General features: G+C 38.4%; 15 protein-coding genes. 9 read left to right on the forward strand and 6 right to left on the reverse strand.

Going from position 1 to position 16500, the window contains the following annotated elements; translation table 11 throughout:
* The first annotated feature begins 48 nt into the window (after positions 1-48).
* The 8 genes from J1C77_RS05665 to J1C77_RS05700 all read left to right on the forward strand — a co-directional run bounded on the left by J1C77_RS05665 (position 49) and on the right by J1C77_RS05700 (position 10432).
* Positions 49-6870: a DEAD/DEAH box helicase family protein gene (locus tag J1C77_RS05665; RefSeq protein ID WP_002921323.1), complete on the forward strand. Its 6822-nt coding sequence runs from the start codon at positions 49-51 to the stop codon at positions 6868-6870.
* 69 nt (positions 6871-6939) lie between these two features.
* Complete coding sequence (locus J1C77_RS05670; RefSeq protein ID WP_000195243.1) at positions 6940-7239, forward strand: DUF5962 family protein; 300 nt, start codon at positions 6940-6942, stop codon at positions 7237-7239.
* 14 nt (positions 7240-7253) lie between these two features.
* The gene (locus tag J1C77_RS05675; RefSeq protein WP_000572502.1) at positions 7254-7544 is read left to right on the forward strand and encodes a DUF5966 family protein; all 291 of its coding nucleotides are present in this window, start codon (positions 7254-7256) and stop codon (positions 7542-7544) included.
* 110 nt (positions 7545-7654) lie between these two features.
* A complete protein-coding gene (locus J1C77_RS05680; RefSeq protein ID WP_000932867.1) occupies positions 7655-8293 on the forward strand; it encodes a hypothetical protein in 639 nt (212 codons plus the stop codon).
* Between the two features lie 39 nt (positions 8294-8332).
* Positions 8333-9421: a toprim domain-containing protein gene (locus J1C77_RS05685; RefSeq protein ID WP_000196745.1), complete on the forward strand. Its 1089-nt coding sequence runs from the start codon at positions 8333-8335 to the stop codon at positions 9419-9421.
* Between the two features lie 53 nt (positions 9422-9474).
* Positions 9475-9690 carry a DUF5965 family protein gene (locus tag J1C77_RS05690; protein ID WP_000110927.1) on the forward strand — a complete coding sequence of 72 codons (216 nt, stop codon included), beginning with the start codon at positions 9475-9477 and terminating at the stop codon, positions 9688-9690.
* A gap of 15 nt (positions 9691-9705) precedes the next feature.
* Positions 9706-10101 carry a DUF5945 family protein gene (locus tag J1C77_RS05695; protein ID WP_000159227.1) on the forward strand — a complete coding sequence of 132 codons (396 nt, stop codon included), beginning with the start codon at positions 9706-9708 and terminating at the stop codon, positions 10099-10101.
* 43 nt (positions 10102-10144) lie between these two features.
* Positions 10145-10432: a hypothetical protein gene (locus J1C77_RS05700; RefSeq protein ID WP_001235982.1), complete on the forward strand. Its 288-nt coding sequence runs from the start codon at positions 10145-10147 to the stop codon at positions 10430-10432.
* A 26-nt stretch (positions 10433-10458) separates the two neighbouring features.
* Here the strand turns inward: J1C77_RS05700 and J1C77_RS05705 are convergent, their stop codons facing one another.
* From J1C77_RS05705 to J1C77_RS05725, 5 genes are read right to left on the reverse strand one after another with little or no spacing between them, the layout of a single operon-like run.
* On the reverse strand, positions 10459-10758 hold the full coding sequence (locus J1C77_RS05705; RefSeq protein ID WP_001072431.1) for a DUF5960 family protein: 300 nt from the start codon (positions 10756-10758) through the stop codon (positions 10459-10461).
* The gene (locus J1C77_RS05710; protein WP_000567221.1) at positions 10745-11113 is read right to left on the reverse strand and encodes a hypothetical protein; all 369 of its coding nucleotides are present in this window, start codon (positions 11111-11113) and stop codon (positions 10745-10747) included. Before J1C77_RS05710 ends, J1C77_RS05705 begins: the two co-directional genes overlap by 14 nt.
* The gene (locus tag J1C77_RS05715; protein WP_001840572.1) at positions 11110-12525 is read right to left on the reverse strand and encodes a Y-family DNA polymerase; all 1416 of its coding nucleotides are present in this window, start codon (positions 12523-12525) and stop codon (positions 11110-11112) included. The genes J1C77_RS05710 and J1C77_RS05715 overlap by 4 nt, the downstream gene beginning before the upstream one ends.
* 4 nt (positions 12526-12529) lie before the next feature.
* A complete protein-coding gene (locus tag J1C77_RS05720) occupies positions 12530-12664 on the reverse strand; it encodes a hypothetical protein (RefSeq protein WP_000115706.1) in 135 nt (44 codons plus the stop codon).
* Positions 12665-12666: 2 nt separating this feature from the next.
* Positions 12667-13359 carry a helix-turn-helix domain-containing protein gene (locus J1C77_RS05725; protein WP_000491222.1) on the reverse strand — a complete coding sequence of 231 codons (693 nt, stop codon included), beginning with the start codon at positions 13357-13359 and terminating at the stop codon, positions 12667-12669.
* Positions 13360-13572: 213 nt separating this feature from the next.
* Between J1C77_RS05725 and J1C77_RS05730 the strand changes: the two genes are divergently transcribed.
* On the forward strand, positions 13573-15372 hold the full coding sequence (locus tag J1C77_RS05730; RefSeq protein ID WP_002921320.1) for a Spaf_1101 family AAA-like ATPase: 1800 nt from the start codon (positions 13573-13575) through the stop codon (positions 15370-15372).
* Positions 15373-15382: 10 nt separating this feature from the next.
* Here J1C77_RS05730 and J1C77_RS05735 read toward each other — a convergent pair.
* Positions 15383-16494, reverse strand: a protein-coding gene (locus tag J1C77_RS05735; protein ID WP_106083840.1) for an IS3-like element IS981 family transposase whose coding sequence is annotated in 2 segments (ribosomal slippage) — positions 15383-16278 and positions 16278-16494 — 1113 coding nt in all. Because the reading frame shifts where the segments join, the coding sequence is not laid out codon by codon here.
* Between the last annotated feature and the right edge of the window lie 6 nt (positions 16495-16500).

Consider the following 16500-nt stretch of genomic DNA (forward strand, 5'->3'; position numbering starts at 1 on the left):
GCAATGGGCTGAGAATACCTCTCAGCCCCTTTTTAATTGGAGGAACATATGACTCAAGAACAATTACTTGAAATGTTGCGGGCAAGATTGCCACGTGACCAGATTCTTTTGGAATCCTTTTTACGCTATCAAGCAGTCCATTTTGATGAGGATTGGGATAGCCTTATCCAAAATTTTACAACCCAAAGAGGAGTAGTCACCTCACCTGTTCAAGTGGTTCGCTTTGAAACAGAAGTTTCTGCTTTTGTAGAGGCGAGCCCCTTTGACGAGGCAACAGACCTAAGCAGCTACACACAGACCTTTGGTCAGGCTGGCTTAAAGAAGTTACCTCAGTTAAACAGTGATGAGAAAGCCTTGGTGATTGAGGTAGCCCTCTTTAACCTAGCCACTCGCTTTCATCTCTTAGATCAAGAAGGCGCCTATCAGTCCATTTCGGTAGCTTCTCTTTTGGATAAAGGCAAAGCTGCTAATTTGGTCAATGTCTATCGAGTGGCCAATAATTTGTCTGACCGTATTAGCCGTGATATTGAACAGTTTCTTCTCACTTATGAACCTGAACTAATAAGCACCCAGGAAACGGTAAAGGAAAGAGAAGAGGTAGTTGAAGAAAAAGTAGTTCCAGAACCTTCTCAGGACATCACCTTTCGTGAAGAAGGACTTGTCATAATCGCAAGTCTTGATGAGGAAGAGTTATCACAACTAGATTTACGAACAGGGCAAACAGAACATTTACCAGCTTATGAACATCTAAACTTGTCTCAAAAATTTGAGATATTAAGTCACTTTGACCAAGTGCGAAATAGCCGTCCAAAGCTACCAAACCTGAGACGTGGGGAGTTTGACCATGAAATGGAAATGACGCCAATCTATGAGGACAATGAGCTATTAACCTATTTAGAAGCAGATGGGACAGCCTATGACTTACAACGTCCTCTAACACCTCAAGAAGAAGTAATCTTAGCTGAAATGGGTCAAACCATTTTGGCTGAAAATACCGAAAAACTGACTCGTTTAGGGATAGACTTAGCTGACGTTGATGAGCAGCAACGTGGGATACTGATAGATGCTGCAGGGCGTTTTCATTTGATTAATGCCGACCTAGCCATATTAGGGGGCTATCCTAAGGCAACCGTCACTCAATTAGCCCTTGTGACAGAATTGCTTCAGATGGGATTAACGCATGACAAGGCAGAATTTTTCTTGACCAGTCAGCTAGACTTAGAAGAAGCAAGACCCATTGCCTACGCCTTCTTGCATGAAGACCTTACTCTTGAAGAAGCTAGAACCTTTGAAAGGGACAAACTGTCCCAACCTGACCTATCCTTTAGGGAATGGCGAGAACACATCTCACAAACAAAACCTGAAATCATGACTCAATCACTCCCTCAAAATCCTATCGTAGAGGAAGCCCTTAAACGCTATCCGATTGCTTCGATTGTGACTTATAAGGGGCAAGAGTTTCAGGTAATGGCCATTGAGGACTCAGGCGTTAATAACCTGATTCGGATTGAATTACAAAATGATTTCACAGATATGATTGAACAAAATCCAGTTCTTTTCTTACGGACATTAGAAGACATCACTCAAGCTCTTCATGTTCCTTCTGTCGAAGAAAAAGAGGAAGTGGAAGAACCTAGCCTAGAATTAGACCTCTTTTCTTTTATGGATATGGAAGAATCTCAAGAGCCGGTTTCTCAAGTGACAACATCTCTATCATCAAATAAGAAAGAGGCTAAACAAGAAGAAGCATTGTCAGAAGATGAGTTGGAACCAGAAGTCACTGAGACGCTCCCAGTCACAGATTTTCACTTCCCAGAAGATCTGACAGACTTCTACCCTAAGACAACAAGGGATAAGGTTGAAATGAATGTGGCTGCTATTCGTTTGGTGAAAAGGCTTGAATCTGAATACCGTCAAGCCACACCAAGTGAACAAGAACTGCTTGCCAAATACGTGGGCTGGGGAGGCTTAGCTAACGAGTTCTTTGACGAGTATAATCCCAAATTTTCTAAGGAACGTGAGGCATTAAAAACGTTAGTCACCGATAAAGAGTATACAGACATGAAACAGTCCTCTCTGACCGCTTACTACACAGACCCTCACTTGATTCGTCAGATGTGGGAGAAGTTAGAACGTGATGGCTTTACTGGTGGTAAAATCCTAGACCCGTCTATGGGAACGGGAAATTTCTTTGCGGCAATGCCTAAACATCTGAGAGAAAATAGTGAGTTGTATGGTGTAGAGCTAGACACGATTACAGGGGTTATTGCCAAATACCTTCATCCGAATAGTCACATTGAAGTAAAGGGCTTTGAGACCATTGCCTTTAATGACAATAGCTTTGATTTGATTCTCTCAAATGTGCCGTTTGCTAATATCAGGATTGTGGATAGTCGCTATGACAAGCCCTATATGATTCATGATTACTTTGTTAAAAAATCTCTTGACTTGGTGCATGACGGTGGGCAAGTAGCCATTATTTCCTCCACAGGAACCATGGATAAACGGACAGAAAACATTCTCCAGGATATTCGTGAGACGACTGATTTTCTAGGTGGTGTGCGTTTACCAGATAGCGCCTTTAAGGCCATTGCAGGTACCAATGTCACAACAGATATGTTGTTCTTCCAAAAACATATGGATAAGGGATATGTGGCAGATGATTTAGCTTTTTCAGGTTCTATTCGCTATGACAAGGATGACCGTATTTGGCTCAATCCATATTTTGACGGGGATTACAACAGTCAGGTTCTTGGGACCTATGAGGTTAGAAACTTTAACGGTGGGACACTTTCTGTGAAAGGCACTTCTGATAACCTAATAGAAGCTGTACAGACAGCTATTAAACAGGTTAAAGCGCCTAGAAGTGTTGACCCTTCTGACATTCTTATCACTCCTGATGTGATGAGAAGACAAGTCATTGATACCTCGATTCCTTCTGACATCAGAGAAAGCTTAGACCAGTATAGCTTTGGCTATAAAGATTCTACGGTTTACTACCGTGATCATAAGGGCATTCGTGTAGGGACAAAAACTGAGGAGATTAGCTACTATGTGGACGAAGAGGGTAACTTTAAGGATTGGGATACCAAGCATTCTCAAAAACAGATTGACCGTTTTAATGCTTTAGAAGTGACCGATAGCACCGCTCTTGATGTGTATGTGACAGAAGAAGCCGCTAAACGTGGGCAATTTAAGGGCTATTTCAAAAAGACGGTTTTCTATGAAGCACCTTTGTCTGAGAAAGAAGTTGCACGGATTAAAGGGATGGTCGATATTCGTAATGCTTACCAAGAGGTGATTGCCATTCAACGCTACTATGATTACGACAGAGATGAGTTTAATCACTTGTTAGGACATCTCAATCGGACCTATGATAGTTTTGTGAAACGCTTTGGCTATGTCAATAGTGCTGTGAACCGTAACCTCTTTGATAGTGATGATAAGTATTCGCTCCTTGCGAGTTTGGAAGATGAAAGTCTTGACTCAAGTGGTAAGACTGTTAGTTATACCAAGTCGCTTGCCTTTGAAAAAGCCTTGGTTCGTCCTGAAAAGGAAGTGACGGCAGTTTCTTCTGCCCTTGACGCTCTCAATTCTAGTCTAGCAGATGGTCGTGGTGTAGATTTGGATTACATGATGTCTATTTATCAGACGGATTCTAAAGCGACTTTGATTGAGGAATTAGGAGACGCTATTATTCCAGACCCAGAACGCTATCTAAACGATAGGGAAGTGGTCTATGTGTCTCGGCAGGACTTCTTATCAGGAGATGTGGTGACTAAGTTAGAGGTTGTGGACTTACTCATTAAAGCAGACAACTCTGATTTTCCTTGGGTCTATTATCAAGGTCTCTTAGAAGACGTGAAACCACCACGTGTGACCTTAGCTGATATTGATTATCGGATTGGCTCACGTTGGATTCCTCTAGCCGTTTATGGGAAATTTGCCCAAGAAACCTTTATGGGACAAACCTTTGATCTCACAGACCAAGAAGTAGCAACTGTCCTTGAAGTCAGTCCGATTGATGGGACGATGTCCTACCAATCCAAGTTTGCCTTTAGGTATTCTACCGCAACGGATAGAAGTCTAGGTGTGTCTGGTTCACGCTATGATAGTGGCCGAAAAATCTTTGAAAACCTGCTTAATTCCAATCAACCAACCATTACCAAACAAGTGGAAGATGGGGATAAGAAAAAGCATGTGACAGACGTTGAGAAGACAACGGTTCTTCGTGCTAAGGAAACTGAGCTTCAAGAACTCTTCCAAGACTTTGTGGCAAGTTACCCTGAGGTGCAACAGATGATTGAAGAGACTTATAATAGTCTCTATAATCGTACGGTCTCCAAAGTCTATGATGGTAGCCATTTAACCATTGATGGGCTTGCCCAGAATATTTCCTTACGTCCTCATCAGAAGAATGCTATTCAACGGATTGTGGAAGAAAAACGAGCGCTTCTAGCTCATGAAGTCGGTTCAGGTAAGACCTTAACCATGCTTGGAGCAGGTTTCAAACTGAAAGAACTGGGAATGGTTCATAAACCTCTTTATGTGGTCCCATCAAGTCTGACCGCTCAGTTTGGACAAGAAATCATGAAGTTCTTCCCAACCAAGAATGTCTACGTGACGACCAAGAAAGATTTTGCGAAAGCCAAACGTAAACAGTTTGTGTCACGGATCATCACAGGGGACTACGATGCCATTGTCATTGGGGATTCCCAGTTTGAGAAAATTCCCATGAGTCAGGAAAAGCAAGTGACCTATATTCAAGATAAGTTACAACAACTTCGTGACATCAAGCAAGGCAGTGATAGTGATTATACCGTTAAAGAAGCAGAGCGTTCCATCAAAGGTTTGGAACACCAATTAGAAGAACTCCAAAAACTGGAACGTGATACCTTTATTGAATTTGAAAATCTTGGGATTGACTTTCTCTTTGTGGACGAGGCTCACCATTTTAAGAATATCAGACCCATTACAGGACTTGGTAATGTCGCAGGAATTACCAACACGACTTCTAAGAAGAACGTAGATATGGAGATGAAAGTGAGACAGGTTCAAGGAGAACATGACTATCGTAATGTGGTCTTTGCGACAGGAACACCAGTCTCTAACTCTATTAGTGAACTCTATACCATGATGAGTTATATCCAACCAGATGTCTTAGAACGATACCAGGTATCTAATTTTGATTCATGGGTAGGGGCTTTTGGGAATATCGAAAATTCTATGGAACTAGCACCGACAGGGGATAAATACCAACCCAAGAAACGCTTTAAGAAATTTGTGAACCTGCCTGAACTCATGCGGATTTATAAGGAAACAGCTGATATTCAGACCTCAGATATGCTTGATTTACCTGTTCCTGAAGCTAAAGTCATTGCGGTAGAGAGTGAACTCACAGAAGCTCAGAAATACTACCTTGAAGAGTTGGTTGACCGTTCAGACGCTATCAAGTCAGGCAGTGTTGACCCTAGTGATGATAACATGTTAAAAATCACTGGGGAAGCTAGAAAATTAGCCATTGACATGCGCCTCATTGACTCAGCCTATACCCTATCGGACAATCAGAAGATTATGCAAGTGGTGGATAATGTGGAACGTATTTACCGTGAGGGAGAAAATTTGAAAGCTACCCAGATGATTTTCTCTGATATTGGAACACCTAAAAGTAAGGAAGTGGGCTTTGATGTTTACAATGAACTTAAAGATCTACTTGTTGATCGAGGGATTCCCAAAGAAGAAATAGCCTTTGTCCATGACGCTAATACGGATGAGAAAAAGAACTCTCTGTCACGCAAGGTCAATAGTGGAGAAGTACGGATTCTCATGGCTTCTACGGAAAAAGGTGGAACAGGTCTAAACGTCCAGTCACGTATGAAAGCAGTCCACCATTTGGACGTTCCCTGGAGACCAAGTGATATTGTCCAACGTAATGGCAGGTTAATTCGTCAAGGCAATATGCACCAAGAGGTAGATATTTACCATTACATTACGAAAGGGAGCTTCGATAACTACCTCTGGCAAACACAGGAGAATAAACTCAAATACATCACGCAAATCATGACCTCTAAAGACCCAGTACGATCGGCAGAAGACATTGATGAACAAACCATGACTGCTTCAGACTTTAAGGCTTTAGCGACAGGTAATCCTTATCTCAAACTAAAAATGGAACTAGAGAATGAGTTGACGGTATTGGACAATCAAAAGCGTGCCTTTAATCGCTCCAAAGATGAGTATCGCCATACCATTTCTTACTGTGAGCAGAACCTCCCTGTCTTAGAGAAACGCCTTAGCCAATATGACCGTGATATTGCCCAATCTTTGGCAACTAAGTCACAAGATTTTATCATGCGGTTTGACAATCAAATGATGGATAACCGTGCAGAAGCTGGAGACTATCTACGAAAACTCATTACCTACAACCGTTCGGAAACCAAAGAAGTAAGAACGCTTGCGACCTTTAGAGGGTTTGAGCTTAAAATGGCAACCAGAAGTCTTAGTGAGCCCTTGCCAGATATGGTGTCTTTAACCATTTCAGGCAGCAACCAGTATTCTGTCTCTTTAGACTTGAAATCAGACGTGGGAACGATTCAACGCATTACCAATGCCATTGACCATATCTTAGAAGACCAAGAAAAGACAGAAGAAATGGCTAACAATTTGAAAGATAAGCTATCTGTCGCAAGGGTTGAAGTGGAAAAGGTCTTTCCTAAAGAAGAGGATTATCAGCTGTTTAAAGCTAAGTATGACCTTCTTGCCCCCTTGGTTGAACAAGAAGCAGAGGTTGAGGAAATTGATGCAGCCCTAGCTAAGTTCAATGAAACGATCCAACCACAACAGGACCAACAACTTTCGCTTGATTTTTAAGAAAAAGGCTGACAAAAAATAATGAACGCGGTAAAATGACATTAAGAAATCATCAAAGGAGAATTGATTATGACCCAGACAGTAGAAGATATACGTTACCAATTAGAAGAATGGTTAGCACAAGGTTTTACAAGCTCCGAAGATAGAGCTAACTATCAAGCCTTAAAGGAACAATATGAAGATGAAACCCTTGATTACAGCTTTTCAAAGCGAGAAATCATTGGTCAATTAGAGGTGATTATCACGACTCGTGAGAATGACTTTCCAGACTTAGATGAAGTGACTAAAGGAGAGTATCTAGACCTGGTTGAACAACTTGATAATCTGGACAAGGGACAGGCAGATTATTATCGTAAGCAATTAGCGTAGAAAGATGTACAGATATGATTGAACAAATTATTCAAAGTCTTTTCATTATCGCAGCAACAGGACTAATTTTACTTGTCCTTTACCAGATTGCGAAGATGCTTGGAAGCTTATTTATCATTGGATTAATCGGATTTTTAGCTTTCACAGAAGTCTATGGGATTTACCTCTTTTTTACAGAACGATACCTCTATTTGGAAGATTTAGCCACCAATGGTATTTTGAGCTTTACCACTTTCTATATTATTTTTAATCTTTTACTTGTCTTTGGACTTGTTAGAAAAGTTGTTAGAAGTCGGATGGCATGACGTAATGGGATTACCTAAGTTTGGTAGTCCTTTTCTTTATTGTGATAACTTTTTCAAGTTCATCTTGTTATCATAGTGCTATCTTATGGAAAAAGGAGATGGCACTAGTGATGTTAAATAAAATGAAGGCTAGATTTTTGATTGGTTTTGGTGGTCTAGCAGTCACCAGCTTTATGGTGATGATGGGTTATACCATTGGTTCTCAGTCTGTGACCAGTCACACGCAGAAACAAATCCAATCTGAAGCTCATAAATTATTGACAAAAGTGAAAGAAAAGGAAAAGGCGAGTGTTCTCTCTGATGAGTTGGTTAAAGAATTTCTCACGCAATACTACACCAAGGAAAAGCTGGGCGAGAACAACAACCGTATCAAGCCCTATATGACAGATTCTGCCTTTAAGGAAGAAGTAGCTCGTCAAGAAGATTCTATCAACCAAGTCTATAAAGACTATATGTTGGATTATCGCTTTGAGTCTGCCAATATCTATGTCAATTCAGAAGCAAATGAAGCCCTTGCGGAAGTGTCTTATCAAGTTATCTATGTGTCTGATGTCAGTGATAAGGCTCAGAAAAGTACACAGACAGAAACGACCTCTCTTAAACTATCTTATGCCAAATTGTCAGATAAACTCCTTGTCAATCAGGTAACCATTTGGAATGGGAAGCTAGGGGACTTGAAAGAGTCTTCTGATGGAGTAAATTCAAGCATTCCAAAGATTCAAGGCACTACTACAAGTGAGACCAACTAGCAGGAGTATATCTTCTGCTTTTTTTGATAAGGAGATGGCATGACAAGAATTGAAAAAGTGAAACAAAAGGCGATTTTAGAGGTGGCAGAAAGTCTAGGTTATTCTTTTAAACGACTATCAGGGCAAGTCTATGAACATCCAGAACACGATTCCTTTAGGATTTTTGCGGACACCAATACCTTTAAATGGTTTTCACGTGACGTACAGGGAGATGTGATTGATTTTGTTCAGTTAATGACGGGAGTGTCTTTTAAAAAAGCCCTGTCTTACCTTGAAACTGGAGACTTTGAACAAGCTAAAATCGTCGAAGAGACTTACCAACCCTTTCGTTATTATCTAAGAGAAGAACCATTTGACCAAGCACGGATATATCTGAATGACATTCGTGGTTTAAGTGATGACACTATCAATGCTTTTGGCAGACAAGGTCTATTAGCACAGGCTCATTACCAGACAAAGACCTTTCAGGAATCAGTTCTTGTCTTTAAGAGTTACAATCATCTTGGCCAACTAGAGGGAGCAAGTCTTCAAGGGCTTGTCAAAGATAATCAGAGACATGATCGAGGTTACCTCAAGAAAATCATGAAAGACTCTCATGGCTATATAGGGATGAGCTTTGATATTGGAAAACCGAAACGCCTTATCTTTTGTGAATCGGTGATTGATATGATGAGTTATTATCAACTCCATCAGAAGCAGTTATCAGATGTGCGTTTAGTTTCTATGGAAGGCTTAAAACTCTCTGTGATTGCGTATCAGACTTTACGATTAGCAGCTGAGGAACAAGGCAAACTTGAGTTTTTAGATACTGTCAAACCAAGTCGATTAACGCATTACCTTCATGCTATACAAGAGACGACTACCTTCTTTCAGACGCACCCAGGCTTATTAACCTTGGCTGTTGACAATGATGAAGCAGGGAGAGATTTTTGTCAGAAATTATCTGAGAAAGGACTTCCCACTGAAACAGACTGTCCACCATTACAGGAACTGGAAACTAAAGCAGATTGGAATGATATTGTAAAATATCAAAATAATTATTCTCTAAAAGATGTGATACAATCGGCCAAGTTACAAGTTATCCGAAGCAATCCTCCGCCTAGAAAAAATACCGCTTTAGAGTTGTGATAACAAAATCAAGTTTCTTAGTTTAATCTAGAAAGTGATAAGGAGGACACCCTATGAGTGTGATTGAACGCCTAGCTGAAAGAGTGGCTAGGCAAGAGGAAAAAGTTGCGAAAGAAACGGAAAAACTAGAAACTTATCGCAGTCAATTACAAACAGCGATGTATCAAGCCTTTATCAAACGCCAACAAAACAGTCCTTGGACATTTGATGAAGCATTGACGCAAGCCTTTGGCCAAGATGAACAAAAACCAATACCATCAGATAATTGAAATGAGGAATAACATATGACAAAAGATTGGACCTTTGACCAACCACTAGATGATAACACACAGACATCTTCCACAGAAGAACGTGCGAAGATTGCGGCACTATTTCATAAAGAAAACCAAGAGGGCGCTGAAGACGTTGATTATGTGGCAGCCTTTGAAATGGAACAACAAAAAGCTAAGGAGAAATCCGTTTCACAACCAAAAACTCAAGAGCAATCCACACCAAAAGTGGTGTCCTCCTCTAACATTACAAACGACTACAAGCAACATCTAGCTGATGTGATGGCTCAGAATAATGAAGACATTCTTCAAAGTCAGAAGAAAATCGAAGAGTTGCACCAGTTGATTGATGACAAAAATAAGCAAAATAAGAAATTACAAGCCATTTCAGCAGCTATTGATGACTTGTAAGTGAGGCAGTCCTTACAAGGGCTGCTTTTTATAAGGAGATAAGATGAGGTTATTCAAAAAACAAAGACACAACCAAGATAGTTTTAAACAACTCATTCATCGCTTATCAGGAATGTCTGAAGCTGACTTACATAAGGTCAACCAATTATTAGATGTCGTTTTTGACGCTACACGTCAAACTATCGAAGATGAAAAAAAGTCTCCTGAAATATTGCTAAAGGAGCCTATATTAGATGAGACCATAACTGAAGCTAAGAATAAATTGAAGACTGAGCAACTTGAAAAGCGGATAGAGCAATTTAGGCAGGCAAAGAAACCTAAAAATGAGTAAAAAAGATTAGGCATTGTGATGAAGGCCTAATCTTTTTGTCTGATGCTTGTTGTTCGCTGATACACATATTTTTTTGTCAATTTACTATCATTTAGGTTTTCTATGTCAAAAATGAAATAATGATCGCGATTATCTTTAGCATTTTCTTTATTGAGCTTGAAATAGTTTTTAGCAGATTTCGCCATTGCCAACATGATATCATCTGTTAGAAAAGTCAGTGGTGTATCAAGTGCTGAGTAGCGATAGAAGTCACTTTCAAATTTACGGTAATTTTCACTGAAGTAGTCCATCTGTAATTCGTTTTTATAAAAGTCAAGCTGATTCATGGTAGACCTCCTCAACTAATGTGATAGTTATAATATCTTCTAAAGCGATCGCGATATGTCCGTCATTGGTTTTTAGAATGACCTCATTTGTTGATAGGGTCGGAATGGTTCCGATAATATTTTGTAAATCATTTTTCTGTTTTCTAGTCACCTGTATGGTCAATTGATTAGCGTAACTCTGACTGAGTAACATTAATTTTTGATTCAGCGATAGGTCAGAAAGGTAGCTGACTTGCTTAACATCATCTGATAAGGCGGAGGTGTGTTCCGATAAAAAGAACCCCATCCACTTTTGCATGTTAACGTCTTGATAGTCTCTTGCGGATTGAAATGGTAAGTATGATCGGTCAATCATTGTAATCCCTCCAAGCCACCTGCTGAGTGGCCTCCTATTAGTTTACTTCTTGCAATATTCCTGGAACTGTCTAGGAGGGCAGTTCCTTTTTGAACCGCTAAAAAACCGAATTGGTCTCTAATATGGTCAATAGTTTGTTGTAACTTTTCTTCTTTTTCGGTTGCTTCGATATCATCAAATAATGAGATTAAGGTATAGCTTTCATCGACAAATCCTGAGTAATTGACTGCAATACCCCGAACGGCTCCTGACGTGTATTTTTTACGAAAAAGCGTTAATACGGTATCGGTAAGCAGTCGTGTATGATTAGTGGGTTCTATCTTCATTTGAGCGTTAATTGGCTGTTTCATTTCTGTTTTAGAGTAGGTCACAAAGATGGAAACAATAGTAGCTTTCTGATGTTCTCTCCTCATTCGGATGGCAACTTGTTCAGCCATTTCACTAAGGACAATCTCAATATCACGCTGCTTGACATAGTCACGAGGTAGCACCTGAGAGTTGCCAAGCCCGTGTGACTTTGGTTTATAGGGTTGATGAACATTACTCTCGTCAACACCATTGGCATGAAACCACAACTGGACTCCAACCTTCCCAAATTCTTTTTTCAATAGGTCTGGATTGCTATTGGCTAGTTCCTTGATAGAGGCAATTCCTAGTTTGTGAAGGCGTTTTTCTGTTCTAGAACCAATACCCCAAAAATCAGTTAGATGAGGGATTGACCAGACTTTGGTTTCTACATCTTCGTAGGACCAATTGGCACGCATAGTAGGTGTTCGTTTGGCTTCATTGTCTAGAGCAAGTTTGGCCAATAATGGGTTAGCGTTACTCATACCAATGGTAGAATAGATACCAGTCTTTTGCCAGATGTCATGTTGTAGTTTGGCAGAGACTACATCTAATTTTGCCTTTCTATCCATCTGTTTATCACTTACAAAGTAATTGAGCGAGGAGGTTAAATCAATAAACCCTTCATCGATGGAGTAGGGGAGAATATCTTCAGGGGCAGCATAATCTTGGAAAATGTGCTGAATATCAATATTCTTTTCAATATATCTATCCATTCGAGGAGGGACAATAAGCGTTCGCTTAGCCCAATGTTCAATATAGGAAATATAGCGTGGTGATATGTCTAAGCATTGACGTTTGGCATTATAGTGGTCAAATTTTCTTGTGCTGATGTCAAAAGGTAAATCGTAGGCACGTCCAACATTATTTTTACCAAAGACCTTTTTGAACATGGGAGAAGAGGCTAAAATTAAGCCTCCAGCGTTATCAGCACGACTCATGACACAGAGAGAGGTATGGAGGGGATTCAATCCTCTATCCACACATTCAACCGAAGCATAGAATGATTTCATATCAACGAAAGCTATATCAGACTGAGGTTCTCTTGAGTAATCGATATAGCCCATCATCTTATCCTCTTTTAAGCATTTCTAATTCTTCCATCAGTTCCTGAATATGATCAGTAATGTCATACTCTTTGAGATAGGGTGTAAAATAGATACGGTTGTCTCTGAGATAAATCATTTCTTTAATATTGACTGACATATTTAAGCTCCTATAACAGGCATAAAGTGACTTACGACAAGTCCCACGATACGAGGATTGTCTTCATAAGGAATCCATTTATCAGGGTAGTTATCGTTGAGGGATACCATTCTAAAGCCATGTTCTTCTCGATAAAGTTTTTTGATATAGACAGAATCATTCCAAGATAGGGCGTAGACTGCACCATCGTAATCAAAACCACTAGCACGAATAAGGGCTACTTCACCATCAAGATAGATGGGTTCCATAGAGTCTCCTTTAATCCAAGCAGCAATATCATAACCATACTGTTCTTCCTCAGCATAGACGGTCTCTGTATCGTATTCGTCAAAGAGCGATTCTCCAAGACCAGCAGAAAGAGCGATATCAGATAACACTTCTACAGCAAATAGTGGAACAACCTTATCATGTGATTGTTGTGCCTGAAGTAGTCCTTCCGCATACTCATCAACCTTTCCTTGATTTTCCGTAGATAGTTGGAGATAGGTATTCACAATCTTGTATTCCGATTCAAAATAGGTTGTTGGAACATCAAGTATTCTTGCAAGGGCAGAAAGATTTTTTTGATTAGGAACAGATTTACCAGTCTCCCATTTGTTGTATGACGCCCTATTGATTTTTAATAGATTAGCTAGCTCAGATTGGGAATAGTGCTTTTCCATTCTACATTCTTTAAGACGGCTACCAGAAAACATAAGCTAAAACTCCTGTTGCTTTATTATGCAACAATTATATCAAAAATTTTTTAAGATGCAAGAAAAATAGTTAAGAATATTTTGGGTAATATCTGATACAGATTTTTGAAGTTATCAGTAATTCGTGCGAAGTTGATTTAGAATGATAACTAAAATAATAAATTGTTTATGTTATAATGAAAAATAAAGTGAGAAGGTGCAGGTTATCCAATAATGGTAAAGAAATTTAATAAAAAAATTGAAACTGTATATAGAGTATTCTCGGAAGAGAAAGTCTCTTTTGGAGTGTTTCATAAAACATTAATTCATTTACATACTCCAGCTTCGCATGACTATAAGCTTTTTTCTAATTGGACTGAGGATGAATATAAAGCTGCAACAAATGAGCAGTTATATGAACTTTTTTTTAATAACAAAATTGAATTAAAGAAAAGATTTCCTATGGATGAATTAGCTAGTTCTGTAGATGATTCTTTCTTTGTAGATTTTAAAGAATACATAAGTTATTTGTTTTTAGCTGAAAGCATTCTACAGAATGAGTTAGAAATAGTAGTTGTGACAGATCATAATACTACTAAAGGCGTAGAAAAACTGCAGAAAGCAGTATCAATACTTAAGGCAAATAATAGAAATTATAAATATCACCCCCATATTTTGTATGGTGTTGAGATTAGCGCTGCTGATAAGCTCCATATAGTTGGAATATTTGATGATAATAAAAAAGAGGTAGTTAATAAATGGTTGGATGAAAACTTACTCAGTACAGAGGAAGGAAGCTATCAACATTCTTTAACTATAATGAATTTTTTTAATGAAAATAAAATCTTAAATTATATCGCTCATTTTAATACTTCTAATATTTTTACTAAAAAGGCTCAATTGTCAGGTGCTTATAAAAAGTCTTTATTTTCTCCAACACAAATTAAATTTATGGGTGTAAATAAAGCTGAAGTAATTCCTGGCTTATTTAATAAACTATTACGAGACTTTTCTTGTAGACCAAATTTTATATTAGATAATGATTCACATGATATTGACGGATTAGATAAAAATATTATGTGGTTCAAAGGTGGGAAACTATCTTTTCAAATGTTTGAGGAAGCATTACTAGATTATGAAGTATCTGTTAGTTTAGAACAGCCAAAAATTGAGGGAAACTCTTATATTAAAGGAGTCTATGTAGAAAAAAGAAGAGGGAACAGAAGTTTCTTACTAGATAAATCAAAGGAAAAAGATTTTTATATTTCCTTTTCTCCGTCATTGAATTGTTTGATTGGAGGTAGAGGTACAGGTAAGAGCACATTAATTGATATACTTCAATTTGCTTTATCTCAATATTGTGATAAACAAAGTAAGTTGGAATTTATGTGTAACCATGCAAATATTTTTATCTTATACGTTTTGGATAATGTGGAATATATTATCGAGGTAAGTTTACCAGATGTACTTCAAGAGAATAAGGATAATATTTTACAATATTATGGTCAAAATCTCGAAGATAAATTTTCGTATCATTATATTTATAATTCTCTCTCAATCAGAGAGTGGACAAGATCGCAATATACTAATGTTTATAAAGTAGAAAGTGGGAAATTCAAATCAATCGATAAAAACAAAGTTTTAGATAAAATGTTTGATAGAAGGTATTCAGTTAATGAATTAGTTCGAACAGCGGATGGAGAGAAAATTACAGAATTTATTTCTGATTTGATGCTGAAAAATAAAAATTTACCAAATCCTAATTATGGGCTACGAACTCAGAAACTAGAATCATTTGTAGCCAAATTGAATGAACTTGATGAATATAGAAAACAACGAAAAGAATCGATACTTGAAATAATAGATGATTTTAATAAGACTCAAGTTGGAAAGCTAAGAATTTGTTATGAACAAGTTGATAGTTGGGAAGAGCTACGCTTGGAGAGTGTGTTATTTGATAGTGATTCTCTTCTAAGTTCTTCATTTGATATGACGTTAAGTCAAGTTTTTAGAGTAACTAACGTAGAATTTTAATCTATTTATTTTAAGCACTTACCTTTTCAAATTGATTAGGTGTAAGATACCCTAAACTTTGATGGATTCGTTTTGAATTATAAAAGGCTTCGATGTACCAGAAAATACTCTGATAGGCTTCTTCAAAGTTCTTATATTTAAATTGATACACCCACTCTCTTTTTAAATGTCCATGCCAAGATTCAAGACTGGCATTATGATAAGGGTATCCCCTTCGACTGAAAGAGTGAGTCATCCCATAATACTTAAGCAACTCTTCATACTCTAGACTCGTATACTGGGTTCCTTGGTCAGAATGAAGAATAACAGCTTCTGGATAGTCTTGTGATTTAATGGCCTTATTTAAAGTTCTTTGCACTAATTCTACAGTCATTCGCTTGCCCAAATCCCAAGCAATGACTTTTTTAGTATAACGATCCATAATGGTTGAGAGATAAGCCCATCCTTGTTGAGTAGGAATATAAGTAATGTCGGTTGACCAAACCTTATTTTTCTTTGTAGGTTCAGTCTGTATGAGATTTTTTCGATTGATGTGATCACTTAGTGAGTATCCAGGCTTAAATTTCTTAATGACTGCAGACTTGAGTTGAAGTTGCTTCATTAGCTTCTGTACCAGTTTTAACCCGACTTTTTCCCCTTGTTTAAGTAGAAGATGATGAATTTTAGGAGCACCATAGATTCCTCGGTTAGCATTGAAGAGTTGAGAAATTTTGAGTGACAGGTATTGTCTCCTTAATTGAGTTTTAGATGGATGTCGGTTAATCCGTTCATAATAACTTGATTCAGGAACATCAAGGAGTTGACAGCTTAGTCTGACATTGAGTGCTAAAGTTTGTATGGTTTGAGCCATATCCGCAGCACTCACTTCTTTTTCTCGGCGAATATGGTCAATACTTTTTTTAAGATGTCTCGTTCTTCCTTAACTTTAGCCAGTTGTCTTTTTAATTCTAGAAAATCAGCTTTAGAGACGGAGCTTTCATTAGATGTAGAGTAGAGGTCTATCCATTTATAAATTGTTGCAGGGGCCACGTCGTATTCTTTAGACAGCTGGGTGACGGATTGACCAGAATGATAGAAGGCGATAAGGGTTTCTTTAAATTCTTTTGAGTAGCGTTTTTGCATGTTTTT

Source organism: Streptococcus sanguinis, from assembly GCF_050223295.1.
GTDB classification, from domain to species: domain Bacteria; phylum Bacillota; class Bacilli; order Lactobacillales; family Streptococcaceae; genus Streptococcus; species Streptococcus sanguinis_X.

Coding starts and splice junctions, on each gene's coding strand:
- J1C77_RS05690 (WP_000110927.1), top strand. CDS start 9,475: ATGAGTGTGATTGAACGCCTAGCTGAAAGAGTGGCTAGGCAAGAGGAA.
- J1C77_RS05705 (WP_001072431.1), bottom strand. CDS start 10,758: ATGAATCAGCTTGACTTTTATAAAAACGAATTACAGATGGACTACTTC.
- J1C77_RS05710 (WP_000567221.1), bottom strand. CDS start 11,113: ATGATTGACCGATCATACTTACCATTTCAATCCGCAAGAGACTATCAA.
- J1C77_RS05665 (WP_002921323.1), top strand. CDS start 49: ATGACTCAAGAACAATTACTTGAAATGTTGCGGGCAAGATTGCCACGT.
- J1C77_RS05680 (WP_000932867.1), top strand. CDS start 7,655: ATGTTAAATAAAATGAAGGCTAGATTTTTGATTGGTTTTGGTGGTCTA.
- J1C77_RS05700 (WP_001235982.1), top strand. CDS start 10,145: ATGAGGTTATTCAAAAAACAAAGACACAACCAAGATAGTTTTAAACAA.
- J1C77_RS05715 (WP_001840572.1), bottom strand. CDS start 12,525: ATGGGCTATATCGATTACTCAAGAGAACCTCAGTCTGATATAGCTTTC.
- J1C77_RS05685 (WP_000196745.1), top strand. CDS start 8,333: ATGACAAGAATTGAAAAAGTGAAACAAAAGGCGATTTTAGAGGTGGCA.
- J1C77_RS05730 (WP_002921320.1), top strand. CDS start 13,573: ATGGTAAAGAAATTTAATAAAAAAATTGAAACTGTATATAGAGTATTC.
- J1C77_RS05720 (WP_000115706.1), bottom strand. CDS start 12,664: ATGTCAGTCAATATTAAAGAAATGATTTATCTCAGAGACAACCGTATC.
- J1C77_RS05695 (WP_000159227.1), top strand. CDS start 9,706: ATGACAAAAGATTGGACCTTTGACCAACCACTAGATGATAACACACAG.
- J1C77_RS05675 (WP_000572502.1), top strand. CDS start 7,254: ATGATTGAACAAATTATTCAAAGTCTTTTCATTATCGCAGCAACAGGA.
- J1C77_RS05725 (WP_000491222.1), bottom strand. CDS start 13,359: ATGTTTTCTGGTAGCCGTCTTAAAGAATGTAGAATGGAAAAGCACTAT.
- J1C77_RS05670 (WP_000195243.1), top strand. CDS start 6,940: ATGACCCAGACAGTAGAAGATATACGTTACCAATTAGAAGAATGGTTA.